Genomic DNA, 15364 nt, shown 5'->3' on the forward strand with positions numbered 1-15364 from the left:
TGAATTCGGCAACAAAGCCGCCATCAGGACGAACACCATAGTTTACTTTTATGGTTTCGTACCAATCGTCTGCATTTGGTTTGGCGAGTCGAGAGCCATTTCCGGTCCACTTAGCAGGAAGCTCTTGATATGGCTCTCTTAGCAAACGATGCTCTTCGCCACCAAGTGGTTGAAGGTGCTGTGGAATATCGGGAAGTTGGAAGGCTTTACCTGGAATATAGTAGAAGTTGTTATCTACCGCGTATTCTACGCTCACGTCATCATCAGCACCAAAATCACGGATTCCAACTGGGTTATTTAAACCTTGGTAGTGTCTCGCCACGTGATTGGGAACAATATCGATAATAACCTTCAAGCCTGCCTCATGTGTTCTTTGGATTAAAGACTGAAACTCTTGATTACGTTTGCTAGGGTCATCGGCTAGATCAGGATTAACCGAGTAATAGTCCTTTACTGCGTAGGGAGAGCCAGCTCTACCTTTTACAACGGCAGGGTGATCGTTTGAGATGCCAAACTCAGTGTAGTCTGCGACCAATGCATGATGAGGTATGCCTGTATACCAAACATGGGTCATGCCGAGATCTCGAATTGAGTTTAGCGCGGTTGGGGTGATATCGCTGAATTTACCCACGCCGTTTTCTTCGATAGTACCCCACGGTTTGTTGTTTGAATTTTTATTGCCATAGAGCCTTGTGAAAATTTGATAAAGATGGATTTTAGTTTTGTGGTTCATACTCATCTCACAGTCAAAGTAGAGGTCTGGATATAGAAAAAATCTATTATATGATGAGAGTGTAGAGTAAGGCTGAGACAAAAAACTCATCCTTTTAGGTTTTAAATAGGGGCGTAGATGTGAGTTGTGTGACAAAAGCAGATAATGGTTAACACATTATCTGCATTCGTTGGGGCGATGTGTTGGGCTGTCGGCTTTTATAAACGCTATTTAAGGTATTTAACGTGCGCTTCCATCTCCTCGCCAATCTCTTTGCGCATATTCATCAGTCTGATTGCTGACTCACGTAGTTTGATGTCTTCGTCGGTTTCAGGAATCCATTCAGGAACTGAAGTTGGTTTTCCATCTTCATCGACGGCGACCATGATGACGATGCAGTGTGTGGTGAGACGATTTTTAAGTTCTTTGGGATCGCTTGCTTGCACATCAATGGCGATGTGCATTGAAGAGCGTCCGGTGTAAATGACTTTAGCGCTGACTTCCACAAGGTTACCGACGTGAATCGGTTGAACAAATCGAATTCCGCCAGCATAAGCGGTAATACAGTATTTACCACTCCAAGCTGCCGAACAGGCATAAGCGGCCAAGTCGATCCATTTCATTACCGCACCACCGTGCACTTTCCCGCCAAAGTTTACATCACCAGGTTCAGCAAGAAAACGAAGGGTGATATCTCTTTTGCCACGACTCATTTGAACATGTCCTTATTGTTATTTGGGCTTCCCTGAGTATGACAAAATTGTTAACAGTAGGCTACAGAGATTGTGCACCCGCTAGAGTTTATTGTTTATCTATGGTCAGGTTTTGCTCCACGGTATCAGTTGCCGATTTACGACGTCTCACTTTCACTTGAGATAGAATTACCCCAGATATCACCATTAACCCACCAATGACGTGGAATTGAGTGATAGTTTCGCCTAATAGGGCTGCAGCGAGTGCAACCGCAATGACAGGTAGCAAATTCATAAACATTGCGCTGTTGTCTGCTCCAATTAAGTCAATCGCTTTAACCCAGCATAGTGGTGCAATCAGCGAGGCCAATAAACCTGCGTAGGCGATTAGTGGCAGAGATGCTGACGTTGGCATAATTGTCTCGCTAGTAAGCAAGAGAGGAAATAGCATTATGACGGCAAACACACCTTGTGTATAAATTAGCATCCAGCTAGACAACTGCATTTTCCATCGTTTCAACAGTACGCAGTATGTAGCGTAAACAAAAGCGGCGAGAACCATCAACAAGTCGCCCTGAGCTACGGTTTGATGCATGAAGAAAGCAACGTCGCCTTGACCTAGCATGAAGGCAAGCCCTGCTAAAGAAATCACGCCGCCAGCAATACTGAGCATGGAGATTTTTTTACCAAGTAAAGGGACTGACATGAACACACTGATAAGCGGCACTAAAGAGGTGATCAGCGCCATGTTGGAAGCAGAGGTTGTCAACGCTGCGTAGTAGCCTAACGATTGGTTAAGCACCATTCCAAGTAGCGCAAGAAAAGCAAGCTTGCCACTGTTGCGACGAATTTCAGGCCAATAGCGTTTTAACTTTGGTAAGCAAAACGGTGTCATGACTAACATAGCTAGAGCCCAGCGATAAAAACTCATTGCGCTTGGTTCGATAGTCGACGCGGCGATCTTATTAACAATGGCATTCCCACCCCAGATGAGTACGGTTAGGAAAGGTAGTAAGTAAACCATTGTGAGCCTCGTCGCGTTTTGTGAATTGATGTATAGTGTGACAGGTCGTTATAATTATAAATATCTCCATTCAGACATTAGGCGCGATAGGAAGACAAGTTGAAAAAAAAGTCACGTAACCTCCATCCCTCTCTTTCTATTGATAAAATGCCGTCGGACGTTTTCATGAACTTCGACGCGTTTCTTTCCAATACTGAGACGAGAGTACATTGCCACCCTTGGGGGCAGATTCAGTTGATTAGCGGTGGCATATTGGAAATGGAAGCGCAAGATACGCGCTTTCTCGCGCCGCCCCATCTTGCCATTTGGGTACCAGCGGGAGTGATGCATTGCAGTTACAACCGCAAACCATTGGAGTACTGCTCTCTCAATATTGCTCATGAGCTGACGTCGACCTTCCCGGAAAAGACCAGCTTAATTAAAGTGACGCCGATTGTTTCGTCTATTATTGAGGATTTTCGCCATCGAAGTATAAATGTGGCCGAGTCCGAAAAAGACAAACGATTAGTACAGGTGCTTTTAGATCAGCTAAGTGACCAACAAGAACAACATCACTTTTTGCCCTCTAGTAATAACAAATATTTAGCACCGATATTGGCGGCGATTGAGGAAGAGCCTACTAACGATATTAGCTTGAATGAATGGGCGAGTAGGGTACATACAACTGAGAGAACGCTCGCTCGTTATTGTCAAAGCGAACTCGGAATGAGTTTTACAGAATGGCGTTTGCGAGTTCGTTATTTGTATTCAATGGATTTACTACGAGGAGGGCACTCTGTTAAGGAGGTGGCTTTCACACTCGGTTACAACCAAGCAAGCCCTTTTATTGCGATGTTCAAGAAATACTCAGGTCAAACACCAGAACAATACAAAAACAAGTTATTGCAAAGTTGATTGAACATTGTGGTGAAGTAGAACTAAAAAAGGAGTATGTAACACACTCCTTTTTCTAAATTACTTGTACTAGCTGCGATTAGTGACGGAATCTCGCGTGACAAGGCGGCCAGTGATAAGCGGTTTTGGATTCATTGGTTTGTCTTCTAAAATGGCGTCCAATTGCTCCATGGCAAAATCAACGATCTGCTGTGATGGGTAGCTAATGCAGGTCAGAGGCGGATTTAGTTGACTCGCAAGTTGAGAATCTTCTAACGAGACGATGGATACCTCTTGAGGCGTTGCCAAGTTAAAATCTCTAAAGAGGTTCATTGCTACCGCAGCTTGGCTATCGCGCATTACAACCAATGCAGTAAATGGATGATAGCTATTAAGTAATGACATGATAGCTTGCTCGCTGTTGCCATTAGCGGTCACAATCAGTTGACGATTAACTGGCATTGCAGAGTTTTGCAATGACGTCTTATAGCCCTCTATGACCTGATTTGAAGCGTAACTTTCATCGTCTACGACAATGGCGATGCTTGAATGGCCTTTACTAGATAGGAAACGACAAGCGCTTTCTGAAGCAAATTTATAATCATAGCCAATAGAGTGAGACGGATCAGCCAAGCTGTCTATGGCAATAATGTTGTCGTTCTTTAACTCTTCGACCGTTCCCCCCAGAGAGATAATTGCATCACAATGCCTTTGGTTTAGATCTTCGACGATACGCACTTGTTCAGCAGGCGTTTCGGCAAACTGTACAAGCATGTGTTTACCTTTGGCTTTCAGCGATTTCGCCAATAACGGGAGGTAGGTAGACACTTGGCCAGCATCCGTTGAAGAAAGAATAACACCGATGTAATCAGAGCGCTGATTGGCCAGTGTTTGCGCCGCAGCATTTGGGCGGTAGTTCAGCTCTTCTGCGGCACGCAGAACGGCTTCACGACTCTCGGGCTTAACACCGCGACTACCACTCATCACGCGCGAAACCGTGGCTTTCGACACGTTTGCTAGCAAAGATACGTCTGTGATAGTAGCCATGAAAACAACCTTATTTCATTTGCAGGGTTTCTGAAGTTGGGAAACCGTTTCCCAAAATTTCCAATATTGTACTCTTTTACTGGTACGTAGCTCAAGCTTGATGAAGGTAGAAGTGTATTATAAAACCGAGGAAAACAAGTAAAAGCAGTAAGTTGTTGAAAAAAGCAGCTCCCAAAAGGGTAGGAGCACATGAGAGCTGCTTCGACCAATTTTAAAAGATGCTCCTATACAACACCTTCCCTCTGACTCGTTCCCTGCATGGTCGACAACTATGAAAAAAGTAAAATGGGTTTACTTGCTTATTTCGCGGTGCGCTTGTGTAGTTCGATCATTTCAGCGACGAGTTCTTTTGCTAGCATAGATGTCATTAAGTGGTCTTGTGCATGAACCATCACCAAAGTCATCTTCATTTTTCCCGTACCTTCATCCGCTTCGATAAGCTGTGTTTGAACAAGGTGCGCTTGGTTGGCAAATTCTTGAGCTTCTTTCATCAGGCCTTCTGCTTCTTCAAACTCGCCGTTTTTAGCATGACGAAGTGCTTCGTAACATAGGCTGCGCGATTGACCAGCGTTGATGATGATGCCCATTACTTGTTCTTCTAAATCCATTGGTTCCATTTTGTACCTCTTAATTCTTAATGGTTCTATCTCAAAGATAGGTGTCGCCCCATGCTTATCCCCAACTAAGACTAAGGAGCGACATTTAATTTATGTAATTTGGGGTTTAAGCCGTTACAGGTTGACCTGCAGCTTCTTGTTGTTTCTTCTCTTCCGCAGCTTCTTGCTCAAGAAGTTGCTTTTCGTATGCTTTCAGGAATGGCAGGTACATCATTGCTGACATAGCCATACAGATGAAGCACATGATGACAGGACTGAATGCCCAGTTAGCTGCCCATGAAGCACCGATAGGACCTGGAGTTGTCCAAGGTGTTAGAGAAACAACGCGCTCAACTAATCCCCAATCAAGAGCGAACCAACCTAATGTTGCGTTAACCATAGGAACCAAAATGAATGGTAGGAAGAACACTGGATTCATGATGATCGGTGCACCGAATAGGATAGGTTCGTTAATGTTGAACATACCTGGAACTGCACCCATTTTACCGATAGTACGAAGGTGAACGGCTTTACTACGTAGTAGTAGGAAAGCAAGTGGAAGGGTAGAGCCTACACCGCCAATTAGTAGGTAGTGATCCCAGAAACCTTGAACAAAGATATGTGGGATAGCTTCACCAGCTGCCATTGCTGCTTGGTTTACTGAAAGGTTAGCCATCCAGAATGGGTTCATAATACCAGTAACGATTAGCGCGCCGTGGATGCCTGCAAACCAAAGGATTTGACACACTAGTACTGCAAGAAGTACGGCTGGTAGCGTATCTGAAGCTGATACTAGAGGCTGTACTAATGCCATGATTGCTTCAGGAATGATCATGCCGGTTTGTGCTTCAATGAAAAGATTCAATGGGTGCAGGGTCATGATGATTGCTAACACTGGGATTAGGATTTCGAATGAACGAGCAACACCTGTAGGTACTTCTGGTGGAAGTTTAATAGTGATGTTGTTGCGTTTTAGGTAAGCATATACTTCCGTTGAGTACAGTGCTGTGATAATCGCGGTAAAGATACCTTGGCCTGAGAAGTACTGCATAGAAAGCATGCCGTCTTGCACTGGCGCAGCCACTAAAAGGAAGCTCATCAATGAAAGTAGGCCCGTTGTAACAGGATCTAAATCGTGATGACGTGCCAAGCTTGAAGCGATGCCCACAGATATGAATATCGTCATGATGCCCATACTTAGGTTGAATGGCAGCATGAGTTGTTCACGGTAAGTATCAGAAAAATCTAGCCATGCCCGTGCGAATCCCCAAGTTGTTTCCGCTGAAAACGGAGGGAATATAAACACCAACATGAATGAACCAACAATCATAAAAGGTAGTGCCGCGATAAAACCGTCGCGGATAGAAGTGATGTATTTTTGTTGGCCAATTTTACCAGCAATAGGAGTCACCTTTTGCTCGATAACGTTGACCATTTTGTCGTACATAGCGCCCATGTCGTAGATCTCGTTTGGATATTAAAGAATAAGAAAGCTCGGTGTCGAAATGTGACTACAGGGGGGACACCGAGCCAGAAAACTAGCCGATTAGTTCTAGAGCAAAATCAAGAACTTTGTCGCCTTTCTGCATGCCGTAATCCATCATGTTGATTGGCTCAACTTTGATGCCGTGCGCATCCGCTTTCTTTTGGAAATCTGCTTGCATGTATTTAACTTGAGGGCCAAGTAGAACTACTTCGTAGTTGCCAACTTGCACATCAAATTCACTTGCGCCGAACGCCTTAATTTCAGCAGCGATACCACGTTCTTGAGCTGAGGCTTCCATCTTTTTAACTAGAAGAGAAGTAGACATACCGGCAGAGCAGCAAAGCATAATTTTTTTCATTTTTCGTTCTCCAGAATCTTGAATTCCTTTTTACTATGCCGTTCTGGAAATCATTTGGAAACCGGTTTCCAAATGATTTCCGGTTAAGTGTGAAAACGATCACTAGAAAATCTCTGTAAGGTGGATTTTTCGTGACTCAGTTAACGCACTGTCGGTGGTCTGGAAACAACATGTGAAACAAAACTATGCTGATCTTAAAACGTTATGAACATCTGAAGTAGCGGGGAGGGTTAGAGCTGGTTTTCAATGTATTTACGGCGACCGCGAGTCGAAAAGTGTGCTGAAGTCATCAGATTTGGATGCGAAGTTTCCGCACTATTGAGTATTAGGTTATTCTTGCCCGGATCTCGACACTCGGTAACTAAGATGAACCACTCTGTAATGAGACTGTTTGCCAATCAGGTAGAGCAGTTCATGAACCCCATTGCCAAATTGCTTATGCGTAGTCAGCATTTGATGGCAATGCGTGATGGTTTCCAGTTGGCGATGCCGTTTATTTTTGTCGGATGCATGTTTGTCCCGATTATTTTCCCTCCGTTTGCCAACCCAGAGTCATGGATGTCAGTCGCTTGGCTGAACATGTCTTACACCTTAAGACCTATTCTATTGCCTACCTATCAATTAACTCTTGGAGTTGTTGGGCTCATTGTGTCGTTTGGTGTCTCAGCAAGTTTGGCAAAAAGTTATCAACTACCTGAACGACTCTCGGGACTGACGGGTTGTATGGCCTTTCTGATGTTGGCTGGTTTCTATCTGAATGGACAGGAGGACGTCAGATATCTCGGCGGGTCTGGGTTATTTACTGCGCTAATCGCGAGTATTTACTCTATTGAAGTGGTCAGGTTGTTTATACGAAAAGGGTGGTATATCAAGATGCCTGAAGATGTACCCATTCTTACGATTCAAAGCTTCAAACTGATGATCCCAATATTCGTGGTGCTCAGCACCATTTCAACCTTTAACGTTGCGTTGGAAGCTCAGTTTGGTGTCCATTTTCCTCAGTTGATTGAAGAGCTTTTTAGGCCCTTAGTGCTTGCGTCAGACAGTTTGGTGGCTGTACTGGTATCAATTTTAATTTGTCAGTTGCTGTGGTTTATGGGCATCCATGGAGCATTAATCATAACCGGGATTATGAATCCATTTTGGATGTCGAATCTCCTCGAAAATCAAACGGCATTAGAAGCTGGTGAGGCGGTGCTACCACATATTTATCTGCCTGCTTTTTGGGACTTTTTCTTGTTAGTGGGCGGCGTTGGTTCAACCTTGCCATTGGTTTATTTGGCGATTAAGAGTCGGTCAAATCAATTGAAGTCGGTTGGTAAAGTGGGCGCAATTCCAGCGATATTTAATATCAACGAACCGATTCTTTTTGGCTTCCCAATCATTATGAATCCCCTGTTCTTGGTGCCGTTTGTAATGGTGCCTATGATCAATGCCACCTTGGCGTGGTTTCTCACCTCAGCAGAGATATTGGACCGAGTGGTATTGATGATTCCTTGGTCAGTACCGGCGCCAATAGGAGCAGCGTGGGCAGCCAATGGTAGCGTGGTGAATGCTCTTATGGTCGCCTTCGCTATGCTTAACTCGTATTTTATCTATCTACCATTTTTCAAGGCACATGAAAAAATCTTGGTAGAGCAAGAAGCGGAGCGCGCTGAAAGAATGCAGCGCCGCAGAGAAGTACAATAGTTCTAATGTTAAGTTCTTTCAGCGACTAGATTGACCCGTCTACTGGTATAGGGTTTAGGCTTCGTGCTCTTATTAGTAAGAGGGCGCTCATGTCTATAAATTTTCCCACACAATCATTCTGGTACAAGGTCACAACTCAATGGTCTCCGACGACGAAAGGAATCGCATTGGCGTTAGTGTCTACGGCACTTTTTACTGTTGTTGGCGTTATCGTTCGCCTACTCAGTGACTCGATAGGCGTGTTTCAAATTTTACTGTTTCGCCAGTTAGTGTTTTTGACATTGCTTATGCCAGCTATTGTTATTAACTTTGCCAGTTTAAGGCAACCAACCCATTTGAAACTGCATACTTTTCGAATTCTAGGAGCGTTTACTTCTCTCTCTATTGGCTTTGTCGTGGTGAGCACAATCCCGCTAGCGAATGCGACTGCACTTGGTTTCACACAAGTATTGTTTGTTGCCTTACTAGCGAGGCTATTTCTACGTGAAACGCTTTCTATGAGCCGCATATTGACGCTGATATTAGGATTTTCCGGAGTCATGTTGATCGTACAACCTAGTTTTGATGATACGTCGCTGGGTTATATAGTTTTAGGTTTAGTGGCGTCGATGGGAGCGGCGATTGCGGCGATATGTGTTCGACGGATTGCGCAACTTGAATCTAAACTCGCTCTTTTGGCATACCAAGCGTTGTTCGTAGGTATTTTGGCGTTGGTTCCATCCACTTTCGATTGGGTATGGCCAAGTTGGAATGAGTTACTGCTTTTGGTTAGTGTCGGTGTTATTTCATCAATCGCTCAATGGTTTGGCGTCAGCGCTTATAAATATGGCGCAGCAAACGTGGTTTCCAATGTCGAATACGTGAAAATTATTTACGCTATGGGTATTGGTTATCTACTATTTTCAGAAACACCAAACCAACTAGCGATAATCGGTGTTGTTCTGCTCTTTCTGAGCGTATGTGTTCCAAAATTATTCACGAACAGGAATAAGTAAAAATGTTAACCGTTACTCAGCTAGCGCGAGAATGTAAAATATCGAGAACTACTATCCTCTACTACGAACGCGCAGGTCTTTTATTTCCTGCTCATCGTGCAGGCAATGGGTACCGCTGGTATGGAGAGAAACAGGTCTCAAGGCTTAAGAGTATCCTCGCATATCGCTCTTTCGGGCTACCAATTCAAGAAATAAGTTCTTTGCTCGATAGGCAAGGAGATCAAATACAAGAGCAGACCTTGAGAGACCAGTTCAATGCATTGGAAAGAGAAATAGAGGCATTGCGAAGCCAACAGAAAGCGATTCTCACTGCGCTAGAAGAGCCTAATTTGTTGGAGACCAATTCCATGAATAAAGCACAGTGGGTTGAGATCATGAAACACTCCGGTTTTAACGAAGAAGATATGGCGAATTGGCATCGACAGTTTGAAAGAATGCAGCCAGATGCGCACCAAGAATTTCTCGAATCTTTGAATATTAGTTGTGATGAGATAGCAGAAATTCGCATAAATTCTCGGTAGCTGAGAAACCTGAAGACACAATATTGAGTTGAGATAAAGAAACTTATATTTATCGAGTGTTATGATTTCTTGTCTTAATATACTTCCTGTTGATACATATGGTAACCAGACGGACTTGGCAGAACCTTTCTCTGATTTTTCTCTACACCTTGCTCATCGGTTGCGTCTATCAAATGATGACCTTTCGAGAGGAGTTGAGTTGTGATGCTGAACAAGTTGTTGGTCGAATCGACGACCATCTATCTAAGATAGAGTCTGAGCTACGTGCCATACCTATTGCTGAAACCTGCACCTCTGACGTTCAAACTGCGCTGGCTCACCACGTATTTAATAGCACTGGGATACGGGGAATTGTGATTGCCAACACAGTAAATGACGACCCCAATTATTGTAGTAATTTTGGTGCTCACGAACGGCTTATTGATGAAGCATTTTGGGACGCGAGACAAGAAGGGGACGTACTGTTTGCTCGTCTTCATGTAACAGAGTTTCGTCGTGACCTCTCGTTCGCTCTAGCGGTTTATCGTGGTGATCAAATTGTGATTGGTACTATTAACCCTAGGGTCATCCTAGGATGGTGGATTGAGCCTTACAATAATGATGCACGCATTACCATGTCTTTCCCAAAGTCATCCAATGTCTTGCTAGACCGAAATCAAAGTGCTTTTTCCGGAAAAGAGCTGTCTACCTCGCTAGCTTCTGAACGTTATCCGTTTGAGATCAAAGTGACTAAGACTATGGGATTGCTGACCAACAGAATTAAAACCTTCTTCATACGTTTATCAGTACTCGGGTTTATCGTCTTTGGTGCTGTTTTTGCCGTTGATATCTATTCAAGACTACGTAGCGACCAAGATGCCTATGAACACCTATAACTTCCCATGGGCAAAGACAGCTTACGTGTTGGTCCTTGCCTTACTTCTTAGTGGTGGTTTAGCTTATTTACAAATCTCAAATGAGATAAAAGCAAGCGCTCAGACCTCGGTACTCAGTGTTGATAAACGCATCGATGAAGTCGTCTCGGTCATCAGACAAGTGCCCTACGATGAATCATGTCCAGACTCACTGATGCACGACTATGCCAACCTAGCTTACGAAAATGAACGAATTCGAGCAGTCGGATATATCCGTGAGTCTGATGATGGTGCTTTTGTATGCAGTATGTTTGGCAAGACTTCGTTGCATCAAAAGTATTGGCGTGGCAAGTCAAATACCGATGTATTTATTGGTTGGTCGTTGTTAACCAGTTATTTTCCGGAAACATCGTTGGTTGTTGATATTGATGATGGTGATAAACGGTTCTTCGCTTACGTGAATCCACGACGCCTAGTGGGGTATTGGTTGGAACCAACACTGCCTTACGCTAACTACGCCTTTAAGTTGGATGGCGACATTAACTCCACTTACTCTAGGAACCCGGTTGAGCCAGATGTCAATGAGATGGAGTCTGAGGTTAGTTCTTTACGTTATCCATATTCAATAACCGTTTATTCGGCTTATCATACCTTGATAAAACGTATGTTGATCTATTGGTTACGTTCAATTATCGCAGTCGCCATTCTATGGTCTTCGGTTTGGTTGCTAAACCAGTCGTTTCGGGATAACCGAAGCCAAGCCAAGCAACCTTAGTTCTAGCGAGAGCGTAAGAAAGGCAATCGCAGATTTTTCCCAAAGACATTGATTAGCGCACCTAAAACAATGAGTGCACCGCCTAAGTAAGTCCATATCGATGGCAGCTCGTTAAACAGTACAAGACCTAGCAGTATCGAGAACACTATTTGAATGTAGGAATAAGCGGATGCTTTACCTGCTGCTTGTGTCTGCATTGCCTTAGTCAACCCAAGTTGTCCTGCTTGGGTGAAGATCCCTACGAGTATGAGCATCACCGTAAGGTGCATATCGGGTATCACAAAGTTGTCACCGATCAGTAATAGCGATAAAGGGAGTGCAACGAGAGGGAAGTAGAAAATAATAACTGAACTATCTTCAGTTTGGCTTAATTTTCTCACAATAACATAAGCGATAGAGCTCCCTAATGCACCAAGTAAGGCGACACCAACACTGAACAAGGGTAAATGCTCGGTACTGTTAGCGGCCAATGTAGGGCTGACCATGGTGTATAGACCTAACAAACTCAGCAAAATACATATAAAGGTCGAAAATTGCACACGCTCTTTCAAGAATAAGAAGGCAAGTAGCGCAGTAAAAACAGGGTGAATGTACTGTAATATTGTTGCTTCAGCTAATGGAAGGGTCGTCACGGCATAGTAGACACAAATTAAGGCAAGCGACCCCATGACACCTCGAGCAAACAACAGCTTTTTATTGTTGCCCCAGATCGAAATACCTTTCCGTTTCACGTCAATATAGCTGAGTACCAATGAGACAAGGGCACGAGCTGCCACAATCTCAAAGACAGGTATTCCATAAGTACTGACGTATTTTACTGATGCTGACATCAAGGCGAAGCCAAGTGCAGAGAGCACCATATAACGAACACCAACGGGTACTAATTGGTCAAAACTTGAATTCATTTGAGACTCTGGCTAAGAAAAATGACACTAACGTTATACATAACATAGTGAGGAGTATTTCACACTACGATTTGATTTTTATATAGAAAATGACCTATATCTAAACAATTACACAGCTTGTTTTGTTAAGAACTGAGCTATCGATGCTTTCGGTTGTTTGGACAGTCTTTGCATTAAAGCAAAACTAGGATCATTGATCTGGAATCTCTCAGTCAATGAATCAACGAGGAGCAACCATAGTGATGCTGTCACTTCTGCATCGGCTAAAGCACGGTGAAAGACGCCATCATTAGCAATATTATGATAAGCCACTAAGTCGCCGAGTTTGTGGGAGTGAGCTTCCTGATTTAAACGTCTTGAGACTAGAAGAGAACAGGCAAATTCTCCAGTGTAACTTTCGTTGATAAGCTCTAACTCTGCATCCAGAAATCGCTTATCGAACGAAGCATTGTGAGCAACGAGATTACTGTTTTGTATGAAAGTTGAAAACTCACCCATCACGTCTTTACAGCTTGGCGCGTTAGCCAGCATTGCATTACTGATGCCAGTGTAATTTTCGATAAATCCACTGACACGAAATCCCGGATTCATGAGGGATTGAAATCTATCGACTACGGTGCCGTTTTCTAGCTTAACTGCACCAATCTCAATAGCTCTGTCGCCTTGATTTGGTGAAAGACCGGTAGTCTCAAAGTCGAGTACTACGACAGATTTGGCAGATGAAAGCATCATTATAATCTCGTTATTTGGGTAGGGCGCAAAGTCTAACGTGAAGTGGCAGGAAGGGGAACATCAAACAAGGAGAGTTAAACAAAAAAAGAGGAATCCTAGGATTCCTCTTTTTCAATAAGGTTTAAGTCTTACAGTTTCTTCGAAAGAATACCTGTCAGAGCAATGATACCGATACCCATCAACATGATTGGACCTTTACCACTGTCGAAGCCGCTTGAGATTCCCGCAAATGCAACGATTGCTACTGCTACAGGAATTACGAACTTAACTAGGTTGTACCAAAGGCCGAATAGTGGGAATTTCACTTCACCGTCGTTAGTGATTTCTTTCTCAAGTTCTTCACGGCTTAGTCTCCAACCTGCGAAGATACACACCAACATACCGCCAACAGCTAGGAAAATCTTATCTGTCATTAGGTCGAAGATGTCGAATGCACCAGTGTCAAACAATGTTGGACCAACGCCACCTAGAGATAGAGAAGCAAAGATACACAGTACCGCCATTACTGCAGCTGCAGAGAGTACTGCTGTAGTACGCTTGAAGCCTTTCTCATCGATTAGGTAAGACACAACTACTTCTAGTAGAGATACCGAAGACGTTAGTGCTGCAACAGTTAGACCTACGAAGAATAGTAGTGCGAAGATTAGACCAACACCGCCCATTTCTGCGAATAGCTGAGGGACAACAACGAAGACTAGACCAGGACCAGCTGCTGGCTCCATACCTAGAGCAAACATTGCAGGGAACATTGCGATACCCGCTAGGATTGCAACACCAGTGTCCATTGCCGTAACCATACCTGTAGTTTGAACAAGGTTCTCTTTCTTCTTCAGGTAGCTACCGTATGTAATCATACAGCCCATACCTAAACTTAGAGAGAAGAATGCTTGGCCAAGTGCTGCAAGTACAACACCACTGTCTACTTTAGAGAAGTCAGGGCTAAACAGGAACTCAATACCCGCCATTGCACCTGGTAGAGACAAACCTTTCACTGAAACAATGATGAGAATCAGGAATAGGATTGGCATTAGGATCTTACCTGCTTTTTCGATACCGCCAGAAATACCGCGGCTAACGATGATTACGTTCATTAGCAAGTAGATACCCATCCACATCAATGGTTGAATTGGGTTAGTGATGAAACCACCGAAACTATCGCCGATAGCTTCAGGGTTACTTAGAAGACCAGTAGATACTTTTTGAACGTACGCTAGAGCCCAACCACCTACAACAGGGTAGAAACCCATAATAAGTAGACCACTTAGTACGCCGATGACACCTACGAAAGTCCAACGACCGTCTGTCGACTTAAACGCACCTACTGCACTACGACCAGTCTTACGACCAACCGCGAACTCAGTTAACATTACGCTAAAGCCAATGAAAATTACGAATGCAAGGTAGATAACGATGAATGCACCACCGCCATTTTCACCTGCTGTGTAAGGGAATTTCCAAATATTACCAAGACCAACTGCAGAACCTGCAGCAGCCATTACGAAGCCTAGCTTCGAACCCCAATTGTCGCGGGGTGCTGTGTTTGTATTACTCGTTGCCACGATAACTCCGATAATCTGTTGTGTTTGTCCGTAACTTTGGCGCCGAAAAGTTTGTGTATTTATTTTTATACACTTTCTAAAATTTGTGGAGGCGCTTTATCAGTGACAAGTAAACCAGTTTATGATTGGAGTTGGAAGTCTAAAAAGTGTTTTTTTCTAACTTTTGTCATCAAATTGTTGTCAACTGCTGATTTTTTAAACGTTCGTCATTTTATTTTCTAATTTTTCTTGACTTGATAGCGCTATTTATTGAATTAGAATAATCACTCCATTGCATAAAGTAGGGATTTGTTCTGACGCTAACCATATTTCTAGCACCACTTTAGTAGATCGTAGGATATTATATTGCAGAATGACCTATTAACAATTCGGCAAAAAATCAGGTTGTTTTGACTAAAAATGCAAAACAAGTGGCTTACATAACGCATAATTAAGCAAAGTTTTTATGTGGAAATCGTCTTGTCAATAGCGGGGCTTTATAAAAGTTATTGTGGTTAATGTAAATTATAGTTTGCAGTTAATTTGTTGTTTGAACTGGCTAAGTAG

16 protein-coding genes are annotated in these 15364 nt (G+C 43.4%); 6 read left to right on the forward strand and 10 right to left on the reverse strand.

Features of this window, described 5'->3' with window-relative positions:
• The 3 genes from HW45_RS09085 to HW45_RS09095 form a co-directional block, all read right to left on the reverse strand.
• A partial coding sequence (locus tag HW45_RS09085) for an alpha-amylase family glycosyl hydrolase (RefSeq protein ID WP_268745546.1) occupies positions 1 to 733 on the reverse strand: 733 nt, incomplete at its 3' end.
• A 206-nt stretch (positions 734 to 939) separates the two neighbouring features.
• Positions 940 to 1425, reverse strand: a complete 486-nt coding sequence (locus HW45_RS09090; protein ID WP_006069023.1) for an acyl-CoA thioesterase — start codon at positions 1423 to 1425, stop codon at positions 940 to 942.
• A gap of 88 nt (positions 1426 to 1513) precedes the next feature.
• Positions 1514 to 2428 (reverse strand): DMT family transporter, encoded by a 915-nt coding sequence (locus HW45_RS09095; protein WP_038226491.1) that lies wholly within the window; start codon positions 2426 to 2428, stop codon positions 1514 to 1516.
• Positions 2429 to 2527: 99 nt separating this feature from the next.
• Between HW45_RS09095 and HW45_RS09100 the strand changes: the two genes are divergently transcribed.
• Positions 2528 to 3322, forward strand: coding sequence for an AraC family transcriptional regulator (locus HW45_RS09100; protein ID WP_006069021.1), 795 nt, complete (start codon positions 2528 to 2530; stop codon positions 3320 to 3322).
• A gap of 69 nt (positions 3323 to 3391) precedes the next feature.
• On the opposite strand, the gene HW45_RS09105 is transcribed toward HW45_RS09100, so the two are convergent.
• From HW45_RS09105 to HW45_RS09120, 4 genes are all read right to left on the reverse strand, one after another.
• The gene (locus HW45_RS09105) at positions 3392 to 4348 is read right to left on the reverse strand and encodes a LacI family DNA-binding transcriptional regulator (RefSeq protein WP_031493477.1); all 957 of its coding nucleotides are present in this window, start codon (positions 4346 to 4348) and stop codon (positions 3392 to 3394) included.
• Between the two features lie 299 nt (positions 4349 to 4647).
• A complete protein-coding gene (gene chbA, locus HW45_RS09110) occupies positions 4648 to 4965 on the reverse strand; it encodes a PTS N,N'-diacetylchitobiose transporter subunit IIA (protein WP_006069019.1) in 318 nt (105 codons plus the stop codon).
• A gap of 106 nt (positions 4966 to 5071) precedes the next feature.
• Entirely contained in the window at positions 5072 to 6400 is a 1329-nt protein-coding gene (locus HW45_RS09115) for a PTS sugar transporter subunit IIC (RefSeq protein WP_006069018.1), read from the reverse strand.
• Between the two features lie 82 nt (positions 6401 to 6482).
• The gene (locus HW45_RS09120; RefSeq protein WP_006069017.1) at positions 6483 to 6788 is read right to left on the reverse strand and encodes a PTS sugar transporter subunit IIB; all 306 of its coding nucleotides are present in this window, start codon (positions 6786 to 6788) and stop codon (positions 6483 to 6485) included.
• Between the two features lie 366 nt (positions 6789 to 7154).
• Between HW45_RS09120 and HW45_RS09125 the strand changes: the two genes are divergently transcribed.
• The 5 genes from HW45_RS09125 to HW45_RS09145 all read left to right on the forward strand — a co-directional run bounded on the left by HW45_RS09125 (position 7155) and on the right by HW45_RS09145 (position 11622).
• Positions 7155 to 8477: a PTS sugar transporter subunit IIC gene (locus HW45_RS09125; protein ID WP_038226492.1), complete on the forward strand. Its 1323-nt coding sequence runs from the start codon at positions 7155 to 7157 to the stop codon at positions 8475 to 8477.
• 89 nt (positions 8478 to 8566) lie between these two features.
• Entirely contained in the window at positions 8567 to 9472 is a 906-nt protein-coding gene (locus HW45_RS09130; RefSeq protein ID WP_051867950.1) for a DMT family transporter, read from the forward strand.
• A 2-nt stretch (positions 9473 to 9474) separates the two neighbouring features.
• Entirely contained in the window at positions 9475 to 9993 is a 519-nt protein-coding gene (locus tag HW45_RS09135; protein WP_038226495.1) for a MerR family transcriptional regulator, read from the forward strand.
• Between the two features lie 98 nt (positions 9994 to 10091).
• Positions 10092 to 10868: a CSS-motif domain-containing protein gene (locus HW45_RS09140; RefSeq protein WP_006069013.1), complete on the forward strand. Its 777-nt coding sequence runs from the start codon at positions 10092 to 10094 to the stop codon at positions 10866 to 10868.
• Positions 10810 to 11622, forward strand: coding sequence for a CSS-motif domain-containing protein (locus HW45_RS09145; RefSeq protein ID WP_152559657.1), 813 nt, complete (start codon positions 10810 to 10812; stop codon positions 11620 to 11622). The genes HW45_RS09140 and HW45_RS09145 overlap by 59 nt, the downstream gene beginning before the upstream one ends.
• Positions 11623 to 11624: 2 nt before the next feature.
• Here the strand turns inward: HW45_RS09145 and HW45_RS09150 are convergent, their stop codons facing one another.
• The 3 genes from HW45_RS09150 to HW45_RS09160 form a co-directional block, all read right to left on the reverse strand.
• Complete coding sequence (locus HW45_RS09150) at positions 11625 to 12527, reverse strand: DMT family transporter (RefSeq protein ID WP_038226497.1); 903 nt, start codon at positions 12525 to 12527, stop codon at positions 11625 to 11627.
• A 108-nt stretch (positions 12528 to 12635) separates the two neighbouring features.
• The gene (locus HW45_RS09155; RefSeq protein ID WP_038226498.1) at positions 12636 to 13259 is read right to left on the reverse strand and encodes a 3'-5' exonuclease; all 624 of its coding nucleotides are present in this window, start codon (positions 13257 to 13259) and stop codon (positions 12636 to 12638) included.
• 128 nt (positions 13260 to 13387) lie between these two features.
• The gene (locus HW45_RS09160; RefSeq protein ID WP_038222077.1) at positions 13388 to 14818 is read right to left on the reverse strand and encodes a sodium-dependent transporter; all 1431 of its coding nucleotides are present in this window, start codon (positions 14816 to 14818) and stop codon (positions 13388 to 13390) included.
• Between the last annotated feature and the right edge of the window lie 546 nt (positions 14819 to 15364).

Origin of the sequence: Vibrio sp. ER1A (genome assembly GCF_000733315.1) — a bacterium.
GTDB lineage: Bacteria > Pseudomonadota > Gammaproteobacteria > Enterobacterales > Vibrionaceae > Vibrio > Vibrio mediterranei.